The 17,635-nt window shown below is 59.7% G+C and carries 19 protein-coding genes; all 19 read right to left on the bottom strand.

Features of this window, described 5'->3' with window-relative positions; genetic code table 11:
• Window positions 1–255 precede the first annotated feature (255 nt).
• Complete coding sequence (locus HYZ49_13090) at window positions 256–1,074, bottom strand: alpha/beta hydrolase (GenBank protein ID MBI3243218.1); 819 nt, start codon at window positions 1,072–1,074, stop codon at window positions 256–258.
• Window positions 1,075–1,086: 12 nt separating this feature from the next.
• A complete protein-coding gene (locus HYZ49_13085; protein ID MBI3243217.1) occupies window positions 1,087–1,494 on the bottom strand; it encodes a cobalamin B12-binding domain-containing protein in 408 nt (135 codons plus the stop codon).
• A gap of 16 nt (window positions 1,495–1,510) precedes the next feature.
• Window positions 1,511–2,437 carry an NAD(P)H-binding protein gene (locus HYZ49_13080; GenBank protein MBI3243216.1) on the bottom strand — a complete coding sequence of 309 codons (927 nt, stop codon included), beginning with the start codon at window positions 2,435–2,437 and terminating at the stop codon, window positions 1,511–1,513.
• 24 nt (window positions 2,438–2,461) lie between these two features.
• Window positions 2,462–3,670 carry a thiolase family protein gene (locus HYZ49_13075; GenBank protein ID MBI3243215.1) on the bottom strand — a complete coding sequence of 403 codons (1,209 nt, stop codon included), beginning with the start codon at window positions 3,668–3,670 and terminating at the stop codon, window positions 2,462–2,464.
• Between the two features lie 14 nt (window positions 3,671–3,684).
• Window positions 3,685–5,508 (bottom strand): hypothetical protein, encoded by a 1,824-nt coding sequence (locus HYZ49_13070; GenBank protein ID MBI3243214.1) that lies wholly within the window; start codon window positions 5,506–5,508, stop codon window positions 3,685–3,687.
• 3 nt (window positions 5,509–5,511) lie between these two features.
• Window positions 5,512–6,279, bottom strand: a complete 768-nt coding sequence (fabG, locus tag HYZ49_13065; protein ID MBI3243213.1) for a 3-oxoacyl-ACP reductase FabG — start codon at window positions 6,277–6,279, stop codon at window positions 5,512–5,514.
• 47 nt (window positions 6,280–6,326) lie between these two features.
• A complete protein-coding gene (locus tag HYZ49_13060) occupies window positions 6,327–6,779 on the bottom strand; it encodes a MaoC family dehydratase N-terminal domain-containing protein (GenBank protein MBI3243212.1) in 453 nt (150 codons plus the stop codon).
• A complete protein-coding gene (locus HYZ49_13055; protein ID MBI3243211.1) occupies window positions 6,776–7,915 on the bottom strand; it encodes an acyl-CoA dehydrogenase family protein in 1,140 nt (379 codons plus the stop codon). The genes HYZ49_13060 and HYZ49_13055 overlap by 4 nt, the downstream gene beginning before the upstream one ends.
• Window positions 7,912–8,106, bottom strand: a complete 195-nt coding sequence (locus HYZ49_13050; GenBank protein ID MBI3243210.1) for a hypothetical protein — start codon at window positions 8,104–8,106, stop codon at window positions 7,912–7,914. The genes HYZ49_13055 and HYZ49_13050 overlap by 4 nt, the downstream gene beginning before the upstream one ends.
• Window positions 8,103–8,537, bottom strand: a complete 435-nt coding sequence (locus HYZ49_13045; GenBank protein ID MBI3243209.1) for a VOC family protein — start codon at window positions 8,535–8,537, stop codon at window positions 8,103–8,105. The genes HYZ49_13050 and HYZ49_13045 overlap by 4 nt, the downstream gene beginning before the upstream one ends.
• A gap of 2 nt (window positions 8,538–8,539) precedes the next feature.
• A complete protein-coding gene (locus HYZ49_13040) occupies window positions 8,540–8,728 on the bottom strand; it encodes a hypothetical protein (protein MBI3243208.1) in 189 nt (62 codons plus the stop codon).
• Window positions 8,729–8,752: 24 nt separating this feature from the next.
• Window positions 8,753–9,874 (bottom strand): histidinol-phosphate transaminase, encoded by a 1,122-nt coding sequence (gene hisC / locus HYZ49_13035; protein ID MBI3243207.1) that lies wholly within the window; start codon window positions 9,872–9,874, stop codon window positions 8,753–8,755.
• Window positions 9,871–12,207, bottom strand: coding sequence for a xanthine dehydrogenase family protein molybdopterin-binding subunit (locus HYZ49_13030; protein ID MBI3243206.1), 2,337 nt, complete (start codon window positions 12,205–12,207; stop codon window positions 9,871–9,873). The genes hisC and HYZ49_13030 overlap by 4 nt, the downstream gene beginning before the upstream one ends.
• A complete protein-coding gene (locus tag HYZ49_13025) occupies window positions 12,204–12,665 on the bottom strand; it encodes a (2Fe-2S)-binding protein (GenBank protein MBI3243205.1) in 462 nt (153 codons plus the stop codon). Before HYZ49_13025 ends, HYZ49_13030 begins: the two co-directional genes overlap by 4 nt.
• A gap of 44 nt (window positions 12,666–12,709) precedes the next feature.
• Window positions 12,710–13,561, bottom strand: coding sequence for a xanthine dehydrogenase family protein subunit M (locus HYZ49_13020; GenBank protein MBI3243204.1), 852 nt, complete (start codon window positions 13,559–13,561; stop codon window positions 12,710–12,712).
• A 4-nt stretch (window positions 13,562–13,565) separates the two neighbouring features.
• Entirely contained in the window at window positions 13,566–14,165 is a 600-nt protein-coding gene (locus HYZ49_13015; protein ID MBI3243203.1) for an indolepyruvate oxidoreductase subunit beta, read from the bottom strand.
• Window positions 14,166–14,217: 52 nt separating this feature from the next.
• Complete coding sequence (locus HYZ49_13010) at window positions 14,218–16,125, bottom strand: indolepyruvate oxidoreductase (GenBank protein MBI3243202.1); 1,908 nt, start codon at window positions 16,123–16,125, stop codon at window positions 14,218–14,220.
• 7 nt (window positions 16,126–16,132) lie between these two features.
• The gene (locus HYZ49_13005) at window positions 16,133–16,975 is read right to left on the bottom strand and encodes a hypothetical protein (protein ID MBI3243201.1); all 843 of its coding nucleotides are present in this window, start codon (window positions 16,973–16,975) and stop codon (window positions 16,133–16,135) included.
• Window positions 16,976–17,071: 96 nt separating this feature from the next.
• Window positions 17,072–17,635, bottom strand: a 564-nt coding sequence (locus tag HYZ49_13000) for a pyridoxal-phosphate dependent enzyme (protein ID MBI3243200.1), incomplete at its 5' end; no start/stop codon positions are given.

Below are 17,635 nucleotides of genomic sequence, written 5' to 3'. Positions count from 1 at the left end.
CCTCCCCCTCTTTCAAACACCCGGCGATTGATCTCCTTTGCCTTCCCCGGCACGCGGGCTTCAATGGCCTTCCGCGCCGGGAGATCGCCGCGTCGCTTTATGGCTTTATATGCGGTTTCGACTCCGCTAATGGTGGCCGCCGCATCCTCGAAGCCGTTGTTAATCCACGGCACGCGCCAGGCAGTGTACGGGTAGACTCTGGTGCAGACCTCCACACAGCCGGTGGCATTGGCGACCACACAGCATGGCCGACCTTTATCGTTTGGCCGTTTCCAGCAGGAACGCTTCAAGGAGCGAGTTGAACTGATCCGGTTGCTCCCAGTGAGGCGCGTGTCCGGCGTCGCCGACAATTTGGACTGCGCCGCGCCAGAGGCCAGGCATTTTCAAGGCGCTGATGTAGGCTCGGTTGACGAGTTGCTCGTGCTCGCCGTGAAGAATTGCCAACGGCACCGAGAGATTGGCCACAATTTCAACCTCATCTTTATAACCGTCCGGGCGAATACTGCCGCCCAGCCCCAATCGCGCCCGGCCATCCGTGCGGCGAATATCTTCCAAAAACGAATCGGGAGTTGGCGTGCCCGGCTTGAAAAACGAGGCGGCGTAAGCCGCCGCTTCCTCGTCGGTCAGGTCGGGCTTGAAGCCGACCGCCACCGCCGGGTTGGGCAGGAAGGCCTCGGCCATCGCCGGAGGAAACGCCAGCGGCGGCGCGCCGAAAATCATCCAGCCGGCGGCCTTTGGCAGTTGACCGCTCGCTTCCAACACAATATGCCCGCCCAAACTCCAGCCTACAAACACGGCTTCGGCCAGGCCGAGTTGTTTGGCGACTTCCACCACGACTTCGGCGTAACCGGGCAGGGAATAGGTCGCCGGGTCGGACGCGGGCGACGATTGCCCGTGGCCGGGCAAGTCCATTGCCACCAGCCGGAACTTCTCGCCGAACGCGCCCTCAAGCTGGCGTTGATACGACCGGCTTGAGCAGGAGTTGCCGTGGACGAGCAGCGCCGCCGGCCCTTTGCCCTGGCTCTGATAGATGGCGATTGAATCGCCGCCGATTTTCAACATTTCCGTGTTCATAGTTTTCTCCACTTATATGTTTGCTGTTTCGCCTGCTCGCTCGCGGATGAAGGCGGCGATAGCGTCAAAACTGCTTCCGGTGGGGAAGACGCCGGCCACACCCAATTCTTTCAGCGGCGCAACGTCGCGCTCCGGGATATTGCCGCCGACCATCACCAGCGCGTCATCCATTTTGGCCTCGCGCAATTTCGCCATCAACTTTCGCGCAATCGGCAAGTGAGCGCCGGAGAGGACCGAGAGGCCGATCACGTCCGCATCTTCCTGCGTTGCCGCTTCGACAATTTGATCGACAGTTTGATGCAGGCCGGTGTAGATGACTTCAAACCCAGCATTACGCAGGGCAATCGCCACCACCTTGGCCCCCCGGTCGTGGCCGTCGAGTCCGGGTTTGGAAATAAGCACACGGATGGGTCTCGTCATCTCCAACCTCCAATCTCTATTTGAAATGCCGCCCCAACTCGGAAGCATAACGCGCGCCGACTTCCTTCGCGTTTTGGGCCAGCCACTCGCTCAGGCGCTTCTGGCCCGGCGGCGGCGAATCGACGAAGAGCAGATCGCCCATCAACCCGGCCACTTCGTCGCCGGTCAGCATCACGTCCCCGACGAGCAGGCTGATCAATTGAGCCAGAGCCAGCGCCAGACCCGGCGGCACGTGGACGATCCACGCCCGGCTGTTGACTGCTTTGGCAACCAACCGCACCAGTTCATCGAAAGTGAATATCTCCGGGCCAACGGCGTTGATGACCACATTTTCTGATTGTTGGCCGACGCTAACGGCAAGGTCGGCCAGGTCTTCGACGTAGATTGGCTGGAGTTTGTAGCCGCCCGCGCCGGGGATGGCGAACGCCGGGAAACGCCGCAGGAGCCAGGCAATGTTGTTGATGAGCACGTCCTCGCCTGCCTCAACGCCGAACAGCACGGTCGGGCGCAAGATGGCATACGAGAGTTTTGACTCGCGCAAAGTCTGCTCCATAATCGCCTTGCCGCGATAGTAGGGGAGCGTCGAGTCCAGCGACGGCTTGGCGATGCTGACGTGAACCATGCGTTTCACGCCCGCTTCTTCAGCGGCCCGGATCAGAGTCTGGGTGTTGGCAACCGCCCGCTCGTGCGTGTTCTGTCCGTGCGAGAAGCGCACCCAGTAAGTGTTGTACAGCACGCTCGCGCCTTCGAGACTCTTCGTCAACTCAGCGGGCTTGTCGAAGTTGAACGGCATGGCGCTCACCTGATCGCCAAAGGGGTTGGGGCGGTCAGGGTGGCCGGTCAACGTTTTGACCGTGATTCCCCTCGCCAGCAACCGCCGGGTGATATATCGCCCGGTGTACCCAAACGCGCCAGTCACTACATGCACTTCGTCCACTGCAATCTCCAATCTCCAATTCTCTAATCTCTAACTTCCCACCTTCACCACCACCGCCGCCGCCGTGTCGCCCGCCGCGCAGCCGGTGAACAACCCGTAGCCGCCGCCGAGCAGAACCAGCTCTTCGATCAATTCCATAATCAGCCGCATCCCGGTTGGCCCCTGCGGGTGGCCCCAGATAAGCGACGAGCCGTAGTTGTTCATCGCTTCCTTCCTCACGCCCATCTCGCGCGAGAAGTAGATGTCGTTCACCGCGAACGGGTTGTGAGTCTTGATGGCCTTCACATTATTGATCGAGATGCCCGCCTGTTCAAGCGCCTGCTGTGCCGCCGGAACATTCGCCATCGGCATGAAGCCCTTCTTCACTCGCCCCTGGGCGAAGCTGAGAATTTGAATTTCGACCTGGCGATCACGGCTGAGTTCAGCCGCCCGCTCTTTCGAAGTGACGATCATTCCGGCGTTGCCATCGGCGGGGTAGGTTTGCGCCCCGAATGTGACCGTGCCGTTCGGCACAACCGGCTTGAGCTTCGCCAGTCCTTCAGCGGTGGTTGGGAACACGCCTTCATCGTCTTTCACGGTGGCGACCACTTTTTTGCCGGATGGATTCACCTCAACCGGCGTGACCATATACTTTTTGTGGAAAGCCGCCTCGTCTTTGAGCGACTCTTGATATTGGCCGTAGCGCATCAACATCACTTCGTGTTGTTCTTGAGCCGTGATCTCTTGTTCGCGGGCCACGTTTTCCGCCGTCTCAATCATCGCATTGCGGGCGAAGGGGTCGCAGTTGAAATTGTCCCACACCCAGTCTTCGGCGTCGGGCTTGCCGCCGGGGTTGGCAGGATTCGGGTACGTCAGGTGCGGCCCGTTTGAGGTGCGGTCGGCGGTGAGGCATAGAACAACGTTTCCCCCGCCGTCCCCGGCTTCCACTTCGTAGGCCGCGCTCCCGATCACGCGCGCTGAAGTCGCGCAGGCTTGTGAAAACGTCGGTCCGGTGATCCCCTCCGCGCCGATCAACGCCGCCACCCACGGTGCGCCGTAAAACGAACTTTTCGCCGGAACGGTCAAGCCGAGATACAACGCGTCAAATGAAGAAGGCTGGATGTTTCGTTCGGCCAATGCGCGCTTCGCCACATCAGCGGCAAACGTGAGCGGATGCAGGCTGGCAAAGTTGCCCTGCCACTTCACAAACGGCGTGCACCAGTAGCCGCCGTAGGGAATAAAGACGTTTTGAAATGACATTGCACCTCCTACACTCACATACTTGTGAGTTTGTCTCGCCGCGAGAAAACCCGCATCGCCAACCAGACTGTAAGCAACAGCACTGCTGTTGTTGCTCCCAGGTCTAACTCAACAGGAGTCGGTGCAGGCACCTTTATAGTCGGGTCTACAATTTCGTCTGCCCTCCGGTCATAAAGGGTAGTTACCTGAGCGCGAGACATTCCCATCACGTCGCCCAGTGGTTGTAAATCTTGCAGGTCATAAAGTTGAGCGTAGCGAACCGGCCTGCCTGAGCCGAAGGAAACAAAGTCCGCACGGCCCAATTCATCAGCCATTTTCTGCGCCATGTCAGGATCGTTGACGATCATTAAGAAGCGCAGGCTATCTCGCCTTGTCAGTTCCCAGCGCCGACGGAATAGGGCTCCTTCGCCATCTCGCTGGCCGAGTTCGTACCACAGTCGAAAGCCCCCAAACTCATCGGGGTGAGACCACGCTACCGGATGCCCGTTGAGATTAGATTGCGTTATCGCCTCAGCACGAGCGGCGTAATCGTAAGGCGGATCCCACAAACCAGGGCCAAATCGCTCGTAGAGCCGACGCGCCAAACGAGTGGCGCCATAAGTGGCCCACCCTTCTTCCTCTGATCCCATAACCCATGGCCAGTATGGTACGATGCCATACAAGTGGCTGTATTCATGCAGGATAGCGTTAATCGGGTCGGCAAAGTGGATGGAAGCGTCGGGAGAATTCAAGTAAGTGTTATCCAGAGAAAGTTCGATATAACGCTCCGAGGCTAAGTTGCCACGGATGCTGTGAGGGAATTCGGCATAGAAACCGCCCGGTTCGATTCCCCCAATTACCAACTCGTTGGCTTGCGGCGAAACACCGAATGACTCCTGGCTGACCTGATTGGCTGCCGCCAAAACACGCGCCAGGCGCACCGTTACTTCTCTAACACGCGAGTCCTCGTAGCGAACTGTGATCCCTTCGACTTGCTCAGTGTGAGAGGGCTCAGGGATCGATTCAATGAGGAGTGTCCTTTGTTCAGGCGGCACAAGGCGCGGCAAGCCCAAGCTAAATAGGAGCGCGACAGTCACCGTACCTGCCAATGCTGCCCAGCGCGGCCACCATTTAGCGCTACGGATGGCTAATGCACCGATCAGAAACGAAAATGAGGGTAAGGCCAGAGTGAGAACACTATCAGAGCCGCCTGTAACAATAAACAGACAACTGAGGCCACCTACAATGACGGCGGCCAACGTCGCACGCCATGGTGACTGGTGATAAAGGGGCCGGAAAGCCAGTGCCGTCAGCGCCAACGTCGTGCCGACGCTGTTCAGTACGACTAAGAAGAGCCACTCTCCGTCTATCGTGGCGTACATTTCTTGGGTGGGACCAAGCATTAGCGTCACCAGCAACCCAACAGCCAAACGTCCATAGCGATTTCGCACCGTCAGTGTGTCGAGCATCAAGTTCAAAGCCAAGAAAGCCAACACAAACTGACCCCATCGCAACAGGTTCATCACAACAACCTGGGGTGACACGTACCACTTATATATATAGACGAACAGCCCTAATCCCGTTAGCAAAGGGAACAGCAATAGTCCAGACGCATCACCGACGGCCAACATCGCCGATCGTACCGTAATACGCTCCCGAAAACGCCCACGCTGGAGCATTACAATCGTCGCTAACGGAATTGCCAAGTCAAACCAAGAGGGCTGTGTCAACAACCCACGTCCGTTAAGGCCGCGCGGAATCAGCACGTAGGCTGGATCGGGCTTCAATAGCCAAACCGACATAACCCGTGCAAGCACAAGCAGCAGAATGAGAGACCAAAAGCGTTTACTCCTGCTCATCCTTTACGCCCCTACCGTCAAGCCACCATCCACCCAAATCACCTGGCCGGTGATGTAGCTGGCGTCGTCGCTGGCGAGGAAAGTGTGAACCGAGGCGATCTCTTCCGGCTCGGCCATGCGCTTGAGGGGAATGCGTTCGACGAGGCCGGCCATGACGCTGTCGGGGATGGCCGCCGTCATGCGCGTCTTGACGCCGCCGGGCGCGACGCAGTTGACGGCGATGTTGTAGCGCGCCCACTCGAGCGCGTGAGTCTTGGTCAGCCCGATGACGCCCGCTTTTGAGGCCGAGTAGTTGGCCTGGCCGATGTTGCCCTGCGCGCCAACCGAGGCCGTGTTGACAATGCGGCCATATTTCTGCTTCATCATCGGCACGGCGGCCAACTGCGACATGAGCCACGTGCCTTTGAGGTTGACCAGAAGCACTGCGTCCCACTGCTCGTCGGTCATGATCCTCACCTCGCCATCTTTCACCCGCACCGTCAGCGCGTCGCGGGTGATGCCGGCGTTGTTGATGAGGATGTCGAGCCGGTCAAAGTTGCCGATGACGGCGTCCACCATGTTTTGGGCCTCGGCCCGCGCCGACACGTTGCCGGTCACGGCCAGCGCTTTGCCGCCCTCGTCGGCGATGAGTTTGGCCGTCTCTGTTACACCGGCTTCGTCCATGTCGGCCACCACAACAACCGCTCCCTCTTTCGCGAACCGGAGCGCCGTGGCCCGGCCAATGCCGTTGCCGCCGCCAGTGATGAGTGCTACTTTGTCTTTGAGTTTCATTTCAGCCTCTTTGAGGTTAGAGAATTGGAGATTGGAGATTGGGATTTTCATCCCCGCTTCATCATCAGCGTCCACTTGCCTTCGATGACGGCTTTGCCTTCCTGGTTGCAAACACGCGTCTCGAAGATGACAACGCCGCGATCCGGCTTGGACGTTTCCTTCTTCTCTAACACTTTGAGTTCGAGATGCACGGTATCGCCAAACTTTGTAGGGTTCTTATATTGGATGACTTGCTCCATCAACGCCAGAGTCGTCCCCTCAAACACGCCTGTCCAGTTCGACATCCCCGTTGACATGGCCGCGACCAACATGCCGTGCGCGATGCGCGTGCCAAAGGGCGTGGTCTTGCCAAATTCTTCGTCAATGTGCAACGGGTTGAAATCGCCAGACAATCCGGCAAAGGCCACCACGTCGGCCTCGGTGACGGTGCGAGCCGGTGAAGTGAACGAGTCGCCCGGGTTGAATTGTTCAAAGGTCAGGCCGCGAGATTTGTAAGTCATACTCCCATCTCCTTCGCAATGATGCCGCGCAAAATTTCGCTCGTGCCGCCGCCGTACAACAGAAAGCGCGCGTCACGAAAATAGCGTTGGGCGTCATATTCCATGGCAAAGCCGTAACTGCCGAAGATGCGGGTGCATTCGTCGGCGGCCTTGTTCGCCATCTCGGTCGCAAACAGTTTCGCCATCGAAGCCAGCTTCATGTCCGGCTTGCCGTTTTCAATTTGCCAGGCGGCGCGATACACCAGCCCGCGCGCCGCTTCCAACTGCGTGCCCGTCTCGGCAATCTTGTGAGCGATGGCCTGGTAAGCCGCAATCGGCTTGCCAAACTGCACGCGCTCGTGTGAATATCTGAGGGAGGCTTCGATGGCCGCCTGCGCCAAGCCCAGCGCCAGCGCGCCCGTCATCGTCCGAATCTCGGCCAGGATTGCGCCAAGATTCTTGAAGCCGGTTCCCTGCTGGCCCAGCAGGTTTTCCGCAGGCAGGCGCACATCTTCCAGAATTAACTCGGACGTCTCGGACGCGCGCACGCCCATCTTTTCGATTCGCTTTCCCACCGCCAGCCCCGGCTGACCCTTCTCGACCAGAAACATGTCAATCCCTTTGAACCCGGCTTCGGGATCCGTTTTGGCCGCCACTGTAAAAAAGTCGGCCACCGTGGCCGAAGTGATCCACATCTTGCGTCCGTTCAACACCCAGCCGTCGCCATCTTTCACCGCCCGCGTGGTGATGCCGCCCAAGTCGGAGCCGAAGTCCGGCTCGGTCATGGCAATCGCGCCAATCTTGTCGCCGCGCAGGGCGGGCGCAAGCAAACGGATTTTGTGTTCCTCTGAGCCAAAACGATGGACGAAGTCGGTTCCCATCAAACACTGCATCGAAACCGCCGCCGCCAGCGCGAGCGAGCCGCGGGCGATCTCTTCAGCCATCAGGCAAAAGGTGGTGAAGTCCGCGCCCAGCCCGCCGACTGATTCGGGATAGCGCAATCCAAAGTAGCCCAGGTAGCCGCATCGCCGGAACAGCGCCAGCGGGAACTCGCCGCGCTCGTCGAGTTGGGCCGCCACCGGCGCGACTTCCTTCTCTACAAAGTCGCGCACCGAGCGGCGGAATAACTCCTGCTCCTCAGTCAGAGAAAAGTTCATCGCCGCTTCTCTTCAGGCAATGCGATCAACGAAAGCACGAACGCTCCGACGCCAAAAGCAAACTCGTTGGCGTGAATCGGCGCAACTTTTAGCGCGTTGAAAGCCACGCTCGCCAGCAACAACACAGCAGCCAAAGTTTTAAAAGCCCGATCTATCACCAATTGTTCATTGTTCATTGCTTCATTGTTCATTTCACCGGCTTCTTCTCCGCCAGGTGAATCAGCACCCCAAACGAATCCTTTGGATGCACGAACGCCTCGCGCCAGTATTGGCCCTCAAACGTCACGCCCGGCTGGTAGGTGTGCCGGTAAGCAATTCGGCCTCCGCGCCGCTCCAGTTCGGCCACGGCCACATCCAGGTCTTCCACTTCAAAGGTGATGTGATGCACGCCCGGCCCGCCATTCTTTTTGATGAACTTCGCCACCGGGCTGTCGTCGCGGGTGGCCTGCAACAACTCCATCTTGCTGGCGCCAATGTCAAACGGGCGGTAGCGAATGCCCATGTCTTCGATGTTCTCTTCGGGGCAGAACTTCGCTCCGAACCACTGTTCAAAGAAGGATTGAGCTTTGTCCAAATCTTCAACCGCCAGCGCAACCCGTTCGACTCGCTTGATATAGTCCATCGTTACCCTTCTTCCAGCGACTCATCCAACGCCGACAGCTTCTCAGCAAGTTGGTGGCGTTTGTGAATCATGAGCGGCAGGCAATCGGCGCAAATCCAAAGGTGACGGCCTTGATACTGCCACTGCACCAGTGGTATGTCAGCTTCGGCGGTGTTGCAGTTCAGGCAATGGTCGGCAGGCGATGTGGTCACAGTCGTTTCTCTCCTGGTTGACGGCTAAACCGTCGCTTTAACTTCTTCCAGCACGGCCTTGAGCGCCGCCACAAAAATTTCATTTTGCTCGTGAGTCCCCACCGTCACCCGAAACGCATTTGGCAAACCCATGCTTCCCGCCCAGCGAATGATGACGCCTTTTCGCAGAAGCGCATCCACCAGCGCTTTGGCGTTCACCGGCGGGTCGTTCACCAGAACAAAGTTGGCCTGGCTGTGGACGTAGTTGAGATCGAGTTCGTCGAACGCGACATACAGATACTCGCGCTCTTCCTGCGCCAGTTCGGCGCTTCGCCGCTGGTACTCGTGATCGTCCAAACTGGCGACGGCGGCGACGAGCGACACCGAGCCGGTGTTGAACGGCATTTGCGCGTGATGAAGATACTCGATGAGGTCGGGCCGCCCGACGGCATAACCCACGCGCATGTTGGCCAGGCCGGACTTCTTGGAGAAACTGCGAACCGAGATCACGTTCCGGCCCTGCTTGATGTGCTCGAAGCTGTTGACGCAATTGGCGTCGGCGACAAAACCATCGTAAGACTCATCGAAGACGACGACGACGTGATCGGGGATGGCGGCCATGAACGCGTCGGCTTCACCTTGAGTGATGATGGCGCCGGTGGGATTGTTGGGGGTGCAAAGGAAGATCAACCGGGTGGCCGGGGTCACCGCCTTTTGCATGGCAGGCAGGTCGAACCGGTAGTCCGCCGTGAGCGGCACTTCAACCGTCCGCCCGCCGAACATCGTCGTCAGAATCGAAAACATGGGGAAGGTGGCGCTGGCGGTGATCGTCTCGCCGCCTTCGCTCATGAAGCCGTGCGCGATCATCCGCAACACGTCGCAGCCGCCGTTGCCAATGAGGACGTTGCGCTCGGTGAAGGCCGGGTCAAGCGCCGGCCCCAGCTTGCGGCGCAGTTCCTTCTCCCAGTAATTCGGATAGCGGTGTGCCTCGGGCAACATCTTCTCCGCCGCTTCAATCGCCATCAGCGACGGGCCGAGCGGATTCTCGTTCGACCCCAGCTTCACCACGTCGTCGAGTCCAAGCTCTTCCTGCACTTCCTCAATGGATTTGCCGGCAATGTAAAGCGGCACTTTCAAAAGATAAGGGTTGAGTTGAAGTCCGGTCACTGTCCATTCCTTTCGTCTAAAGCCCTCAGCACGCGCTCCGGCGTCATCGGCGCTTGTGTCATTCTTATGCCCACCGCGTCGTAAATGGCGTTGGCAATCGCGGCGGCGGTCGGCGTGCCGCCCATCTCGCCCACGCCCTTCGCGCCGAACGGCCCCTGCGGATCGTCAGTCTCGATGATGATCGATTCAAGTTCCGGCATGTCGGCAGAGGTGAACAAGCGATAGTCGAGAAAGTCGGGGTTCAACACCCGCCCCTCTTTCACGATCACCTCTTCCGTCAGCGCGTAGCCCAGCCCCATCTGCGCCCCGCCCTCGATCTGGCCCTCGACGGCCATCGGGTTGATGGCCCGGCCCACGTCGTTGGCGCACACCAGCCTCAGCACGCGCACCTTGCCGGTCTCGGTGTCCACTTCCACCTCGGCCATCTGCGCCCCAAAACCGTACGTGGCCGAGATGTTGCCCTTGTACGTGTCCTTGTCCACCAGCTTCGTCGGCGGGTCGTACCAGCCTTCGCCGACGATGACCTGGCCGCCCTCGCGGAAGTGGCGGGCGCGGGCGACTTTGGCGAGAGAAAGAGAATTGGAGATTGGAGATTGGAGATTGCTCCCCTGCTCCCCCGCAACCATAATCTTGCCGTCTCGCGCAACCAACTGCTCCGGACCGACTTTCAACATCTCCGCCGCCGTCTCAAAGAGTTGCCGCCGCGCGTCGAGCGCCGCAATGTGGGCGGCGTTGCCGGCGATGAACGTCGTCCGGCTGGCGTGGACGCCCACGTCCCAGGGCTTCACGTCGGTGTCACTGTTGAGGACGTTGATATCTTCAACCTTGACGCCCAGCACCTCGGCCACGATCTGGGCCAACACCGTCTCCGAGCCTTGCCCGATCTCGGTGCTGCCGGTGATGAGCGACACGTGGCCGAAGTCGTCCACCTTCACCGTCGCCCCGCAACCGTCACTCCGGTAAATGCGCGCCCCGCCGCCGACGTTGAGCGTGGTCGCAAAGCCAATCCCACGCTTCAATTTTTGATTTTTGACGCTTCGCGTGGATTTTGGATTTGAAATTGCCGACTGTTCACTGCCTACTGCCAACTGCTTACTGCTAACGTCGGCTCGCGCCGCCACGGCCTCCAAACACTGCTTCATTCCACAACTGGTGATCTTCAAGCCCTGGGGCGTCTCTTCGTTGGGAATGTTGGCGTTACGGACGCGGAACTCAATTGGGTCAAGATTGAGGGCAACGGCCAGCCGATCCATCATTGTCTCAATGAAGAAGGTGGATTGCGGGTTGCCGTAGCCGCGCACCGCGCCCGTGATCGGGTTGTTGGTGTAGACGCAATCGGCGGAGAAGCGGACGTGCGGCACGCGATACAGAGAGGCCGTCGTCTCCATCATCACCAGCGGCGTGACGCTTCCCCACGACACATAAGCCCCAATATCGAGTAGGGCGTACACGTCACGAACCGTCACCAGGCCGTTGCGCTTCGCTCCGGCCCGAACGTGAACCTTCGCCGGCTGACGAAGCGGCGCGGCCAGAAATTCTTCGTGGCGCGAGAACGAGATGCGAACCGGCTTGCCGGCCTTGCGCGCCAACAAAGCCGCAATCGGCTCAAAAGGATAAATATCCAGCCCGCGCCCGAACGCGCCGCCGATGGCCGTTTGAATGATGCGGATGTCGCTCCCCTCAAGGCCGAGCGCCTCGGCCAGATCGCGCTGAAGCAGAAACGGAATCTGGGTCGTGCTGTAAAGGGTGAGGTGGCCGCGATGATCAAACGAGGCTACGACCACGCTGGTCTCCATCGCGCCGTGAGCGACGTAAGGCAACTCGTAATCCGTTTCGAGAACCACGTCGCTCTCGCGCTCGCCCGACTCCAAATCACCATGCGAGTAGCGATAACTGTTGAAAAGGTTCGAGCCGCGCTCAGCATGAATGAGCGGCGCGCCTTCTTTCAGCGCCTCTTCGGCTTCAAAGATAGGCGGGAGCGGCTCGTATTCAACTTCGATCAGCCTCAACGCTTCTTCGGCAGTGTCGGCGTCTACGGCGGCGACGGCGGCGACTTCGTCGCGCAGACTGCGAACGGCATCGCCCTTGAGCGGAGTGTTGTCTTTGCCATAGCCAAATTTGGTTGGCGGGTTGTCGGCGGCGGTGATGATGGCTTTGACGCCGGGAAGCTGTGCCGCTCGCGACACATCCACTTTCAAAACGCGGGCATGAGGATAGCGCGAATACAAAATGCGCCCGTGCAACATGCCGGGCAGTTTCACATCGTGGCCGTAAGTCGTGCGTCCGGTGGCTTTGTCGGGCGCGTCCAGTTTGGGGATGCGCTGGCCGATCATGGATTCACCGCCATCACCGCCTCGACGATCTTCTTGTAGCCGGTGCAACGGCACAGGTTGCCGGCCAACCCATCCCGAACTTCCTGCTCGGTGGGCTGCGGGTTGTCGTCGAGCAGGGCAATCGCCGCCATGACCATCCCCGGCGTGCAGAAGCCGCACTGGATGCCGCCCTTTTCGACGAGCGCCCGCTGAACTGGATGGAGGCTTCCATTTGGTGAGACGCCTTCCACAGTAGTGACGGCTTCCCCGTCGCAGTCGGCGGCGAGGATCATGCAAGACGCGATCGGCTTTCCATCCAGAAGAACGGTGCAAGCGCCGCAGTCACCCGAGTCGCAGCCGCGATGCGCGCCGCGCAGGTCGAGATCGTTTCGCAGAACGTCGAGCAAAGTCTGGCGAGGATCGATCAGCAGTTCGTGTTGCTCGCTATTTACCGGCAAGGTCAAATGAAATTTCGGCACGCAATCTCCAATTACCAATAACCAGTAACCAATTGCCAATAACGTTATTCGTTACTGGTTATTAATGTTTCCAGCCCCCGCCGCGTCATCACTTCCACCATCCGGCGGCGATACCAGGCCGAGCCGCGCACGTCGTCAATCGGCTTCGACTCTTCGGCGGCAAGTTTGGCGGCGCGATGAATTCGATCAGCGGTGAGCGGGCCACTCGTTAATTCATCTTCGGCGTTGCGCGCTCGCAGGGGCGTCGGGGCAACCGCCCCTAGCGCCACCCGCGCCGACTCACACCGGCCCTCTTTCAATTGCAACGACAGGCCGACGCCGACGACGGCGATGTCCATGTGCTCACGCGGCGAGTGTTTGAGATAAAGAGCCGGGCCGTCCGGGCGCAGGACTTTTAGCCCGACCAGCAATTCGCCGGGAGCGAGGACGGTGGCGCCTGGCCCGGTGAAAAATTCGTCAAGCGGCAGGCGCCGTTCGCCGCCCGGCCCGGCGATGCGGGCGATGGCTTTGAGGGCGATCAGAATGGGCGCAAGGTCAGCCGAGGGCGCGGCGTTGCACAGGTTGCCGCCAACCGTGGCCAGGTTGCGAATTTGCACGGAGGCCATGGTGTTCGCGGCCTCGGCCAGCGCCGGATAATGTTCATGGATGACGGGCGAGCGTTTGAGTTCCTCCAGCGTCGTCAACGCGCCTATCATCAAATGGCCGTTGAAAGTGAGTCCGCGCAGTTCGGGAATGCGCTTGATGTTGACGACGGCCTTCGGCGCGAGCCGGCCGGCTTTCATCTTCAGCAACAAATCCGTGCCGCCGGCCACCGCCCGCGCTTCGCCGTGGTAGCGGGCCAGAATCTCGCTGGCTTCGGAAAGCGACTTCGGGGAAAAATAGTCAAATGAGTTCACGGATTTATTCTCCCCTCTCCTGTTCGGTGTTGTTCCGAATGGGAGAGGGGTCGGGGGTGAGGGCCGCTTTCCTCGCTCCCGCCTCCAACGCCTTCAAATTCATTTCCACCGCCTTCGCCGGGCCAAGCGTCTTCACCGCCTCTTTCAAATCGTCCAACGTCAGGCCTAGCGCCTGGTGGGCCGCCGCAAAGCCAAGCACGACAAGGTTGGCTACCGCCGGAGCGCCGAGTTCTTTGGCGCAGGCGTCGGCGTTGAGGGTGTGAACGTTGATGCCCAATTCGTTCAAGCGCGGCATCACCGCCGGCTCCAGGCCGTTCAGGCTATTCACGCACACCTTGCCGCCGGCTCGCATAAACGGCAGGTTACGAATCGCCTCAACCCGATCAAAGGCGATCAGGGCGTCGGCTGTGCCGCGCCGGATCAGCGGCGCTTCGCTCCCGCCGACCTTCACGTACGACATCACGCTGCCGCCGCGCTGGCTCATGCCATGATTCTCAGAGGCCATCACACTTTCGCCGCGCGCCAGGGCCGCCTGCGACAGCACTTTGGTGACAAAGATAACGCCTTGTCCGCCGATCCCGGCGATGATGAGTTTGCGTTCCATAGTTAGTAAGCAGTGAACAGTCAACAGTAGGCAGTGAGCAAGTATTTATTGTTCACTGTAGACTGTTCACCGGCAACTGATCCACTGGCAATTTGGGCACGATGAATCCTTTGTAGCAGGCATCTATACACTGCCCGCAGTCCACGCAGATTCGGTAGTCAACATCCACTCGCGACTTGTCGGGGCGAAGAACAAGGGCCGGACATTCGAAGGCTTCCACACAGTAACGGCAGCCATCGCACTGCTCGGTGATGACGACCGGGAGCGGGTTTTCGGTAACAGGCGAGCGGTCGTAAAGCACACAGGGCCGGTCGGCGATGATGACGGCGATGCCGCCTTCCGGAGATTGAGAGAAAGCATGGGCCTCTTTGAGCAAAGCTTCAAACGGCTCGTGCTCGTAAGGGTCGGCAATGCGGGCGAACTTCACACCGCAGGCTTTGACAATATCAATAATGGGAATCTTGGCGGCGATGTCGCCGTCGGCGGCGTAATCATTGGCCGGCGTCGGTTGAGCGCCGGTCATGGCCGTCGTGTGGTTGTCGAGGACGAGCAAAACAAACCGCGCCCCGGTGTGAACGGCGTTGACCAGCGGCGTGATGCCGGAGTGCAGGAAAGTGGAATCGCCAATCATGGCGACGATGGGGCGCTTGTCTTTCGTGAAACGGGCCGCCTGGTAGAACCCGGTCGCCATCGTAATGGCGGCCCCCATGTCCACAAAGGTGTCAATCGCGCGCAGGTTGGTGCCGAGCGAGTAACAACCGATGTCGCCCGGATAGATCGCGTTCGGCCCAAAGGTGTGCTTCATGGTGAACATGGCCGAGCGGTGCGAACAGCCGGGGCACAGGCGCGGGCGGCGGGGCGCGATCTTCAGCGATTGAACGATCGCGTTCAGGGCCTCGTCTTCGGGCGGCGGCGGAACGGAGGCGCCGGTGAGTTGTAAGGCCTCGGCCAGAATAGCCGTCACCACTTCAGGCGACAGTTCACCGGCGTTGGGCACCGTGCCGTCGAGGCGGCCACTCACACACCTCAGATCTGGAATTTGCAATTCGATGCAGGCATCCGGTTCTTCTATGACCAGCACCCGCTCGCATCGGGCCACAAAATCCATTACCAACTTGCGCGGCAGTGGGAACGGCGTGCCGATTTTGAGAACGGGCACGCTCGCGCCAAGTTCGGCCAGGGCCTGGCAAGCCGTTTGATAAGCGACGCCGCTGGCGATGATTCCTAATCTCCAATTCTCTAATCTCGTGTTAGAGATTAGAGAATTGGAGAATTGGTTGAGAGGCGATGAATTGAATTCCTCTTCGATGGCCGCCAGCTTGGCGTTAAGCTCGTGGTGTAGTTTGAGGCGAAACCCGGGGGTGGCGGCCCAACGCTGGGGGTCTTTTTTGAATCCGGGTTTGAGCGGGGCGAAAGGAGTCGCGCCATTCACTTCCACAGTTTGCACCGCGTGGCAAACGCGCGTGGTCGGGCGCAGGATGACGGGGATGCGGTGCCGCTCCGAAAGTTCGAGCGCCTCTTTCATCATCGCCATCGCTTCGGCAGGTGTGGCCGGATCGAACACCGGGATTTTGGCGGTGAGGCCGAGTAGCCGCGAGTCTTGTTCGGTTTGCGACGACATCGGGCCGGGATCATCGCAAGGCACGATGACGAAGCCGCCGACCACGCCCATGTAAGCCGCGCTGAACATCGGGTCAGCCGCCACGTTTAACCCTACCTGCTTCATCGCCGTCGCCGACCGTAGCCCGCTCCAGCTTGCCGCCAGAGCCACTTCAAAGGCCACCTTCTCGCTTGCGCTCCACTCAGTGTAGATGTCGTGGCCGAGTTTCTTTTTGAACTTCACCACCCCGGCCAGAATTTCGGAGCTGGGCGTGCCGGGGTAAGCCGTCACCACCTGACAGCCGTTTTGCACCATGCCGAGCGCAATTGCGTCGTTGCCGAGAAGAAGTTGAAAAGTCATCCGGGCCTCATTCGTCAAAGACAAACACCGGTTCCTGATACAAGCGAACCTTGTCGGCCTTGAGCCGATTCATGATCTGGTCATTCAGCCACTTGTTTTTATCTGCCAGGGGTTGCGAGTCACTCAACATTTCCAGAGGAACATCCAGCCCCAGCGCCCGCCCGGCGACCACGTGGCGGGTGATGCCCATCGGCAGTTTGGCCCCGCTGACGGCGATCTCCGAAATCTCGGCTGGCGAGTATGCGGGAAAAGTGATGGCGGCGGTCAGCCCCGGATATTCGTAAGCCAGCATGGGCAGATCGATCTCAACCGTGCGATGCACTTCAACTTTGCCGCGATATTCGGCCACGAGCCGGCAGAGCAGGTCGGCGCGCCGGTTGTTGTCCATGTCGGCTTCGCCATCGCCCAACACGGCAAACCACTGGCCGTTTCGCATCACCACGCAGGCAATGATGTCGCGCGTGCCGAGCATCCGACAAGCCGTGTCGGCATCAACCGGCTGAAGGGTGATCCCGTCTACATCGGCCAGGGTAGAGAGCAGTTGGTTGTGAGACAAGCCGGCCACCACGTGATGCCACGCGCTCACCTGAACTGTGTCGGCGTAGTAATCCACAATTTGAACCAGGGCGTCGCGGTAGCCCATCTCGCGCAAAGCGGTGGTGCGGGTGGCGCCGTCCAAGACGATGTAGCGCCTGTTCAGTTCGGCCACGAGAGGCGGGTTACGCAATCGGCCCTCTCGCTTGAGGGTGAGCGCCAGGCGCTTCACCCGATAAGGATCATGCTCCTCGTGCAGGAGCAAATCGCCGAGGGCGACAAAGCGCAGTTGGATGGCAGACGGTTCAAGTTTCATGGCCGAACATCACTGGAAAACAGAGAATTAGAGAATTGGAGAATTCTCCACGCGAAGCGTCTAATCTCTCTCTTCTCTTTTCTCTTCTCTTCTCTCTTACGCCATCGCCGGGACTTTCGGCAAATGGGTCATCGCTTCATCCACCATCGCCTGCGGGTACTCGTAGTCTTCCAGCTTGCCGTGATGATACGCTTCATACGCCATCATGTCGAAGTGCCCGTGCCCCGACAGGTTGAAGGCGATCACTTTCTTCTCCCCTGTCGCCTTGCACGCTAACGCTTCATCTATCGCCACCCGTATCGCGTGCGCACTCTCCGGCGCCGGAATAATCCCTTCCGCCTTCGAAAACTGCACCGCCGCCTCAAACGTCGCCAACTGCTTCACCGCCCGCGCTTCGATGTCGCCGTGCTCCACCAGCGCGCTCACGCTCGGCGCCATCCCGTGATACCGCAACCCGCCCGCATGTATCCCCGGCGGGATGAAAGTATGACCTAACGTGTGCATCTTCACGATCGGCGCCATCGCCGCCGTGTCCCCATAGTCAAACGTGTACTGGCCCCGCGTCAGGCTGGGGCACGACGCCGGTTCGACCGCGATCACTTTCGTCTTCCGCCCGTCGCTGAAGTTCTTCCACAGGAACGGGTAGGTGAACCCGGCGAA

It is taken from the genome of Chloroflexota bacterium, from assembly GCA_016197225.1.
GTDB lineage: Bacteria > Chloroflexota > Anaerolineae > Anaerolineales > VGOW01 > VGOW01.
Note: the sequence above shows the minus strand (reverse complement) of the source record. Positions and strands in the feature narration are given on the sequence as shown.

What these genes read in the sequence shown, in the direction of transcription:
- HYZ49_13090 (MBI3243218.1), bottom strand. Translation starts at nt 1,074, where the DNA reads ATGAACACGGAAATGTTGAAAATCGGCGGCGATTCAATCGCCATCTAT.
- HYZ49_13085 (MBI3243217.1), bottom strand. Translation starts at nt 1,494, where the DNA reads ATGACGAGACCCATCCGTGTGCTTATTTCCAAACCCGGACTCGACGGC.
- HYZ49_13075 (MBI3243215.1), bottom strand. Translation starts at nt 3,670, where the DNA reads ATGTCATTTCAAAACGTCTTTATTCCCTACGGCGGCTACTGGTGCACG.
- HYZ49_13070 (MBI3243214.1), bottom strand. Translation starts at nt 5,508, where the DNA reads ATGAGCAGGAGTAAACGCTTTTGGTCTCTCATTCTGCTGCTTGTGCTT.
- fabG (MBI3243213.1), bottom strand. Translation starts at nt 6,279, where the DNA reads ATGAAACTCAAAGACAAAGTAGCACTCATCACTGGCGGCGGCAACGGC.
- HYZ49_13060 (MBI3243212.1), bottom strand. Translation starts at nt 6,779, where the DNA reads ATGACTTACAAATCTCGCGGCCTGACCTTTGAACAATTCAACCCGGGC.
- HYZ49_13055 (MBI3243211.1), bottom strand. Translation starts at nt 7,915, where the DNA reads ATGAACTTTTCTCTGACTGAGGAGCAGGAGTTATTCCGCCGCTCGGTG.
- HYZ49_13050 (MBI3243210.1), bottom strand. Translation starts at nt 8,106, where the DNA reads ATGAACAATGAAGCAATGAACAATGAACAATTGGTGATAGATCGGGCT.
- HYZ49_13045 (MBI3243209.1), bottom strand. Translation starts at nt 8,537, where the DNA reads ATGGACTATATCAAGCGAGTCGAACGGGTTGCGCTGGCGGTTGAAGAT.
- HYZ49_13030 (MBI3243206.1), bottom strand. Translation starts at nt 12,207, where the DNA reads ATGATCGGCCAGCGCATCCCCAAACTGGACGCGCCCGACAAAGCCACC.
- HYZ49_13015 (MBI3243203.1), bottom strand. Translation starts at nt 14,165, where the DNA reads ATGGAACGCAAACTCATCATCGCCGGGATCGGCGGACAAGGCGTTATC.
- HYZ49_13010 (MBI3243202.1), bottom strand. Translation starts at nt 16,125, where the DNA reads ATGACTTTTCAACTTCTTCTCGGCAACGACGCAATTGCGCTCGGCATG.
- HYZ49_13005 (MBI3243201.1), bottom strand. Translation starts at nt 16,975, where the DNA reads ATGAAACTTGAACCGTCTGCCATCCAACTGCGCTTTGTCGCCCTCGGC.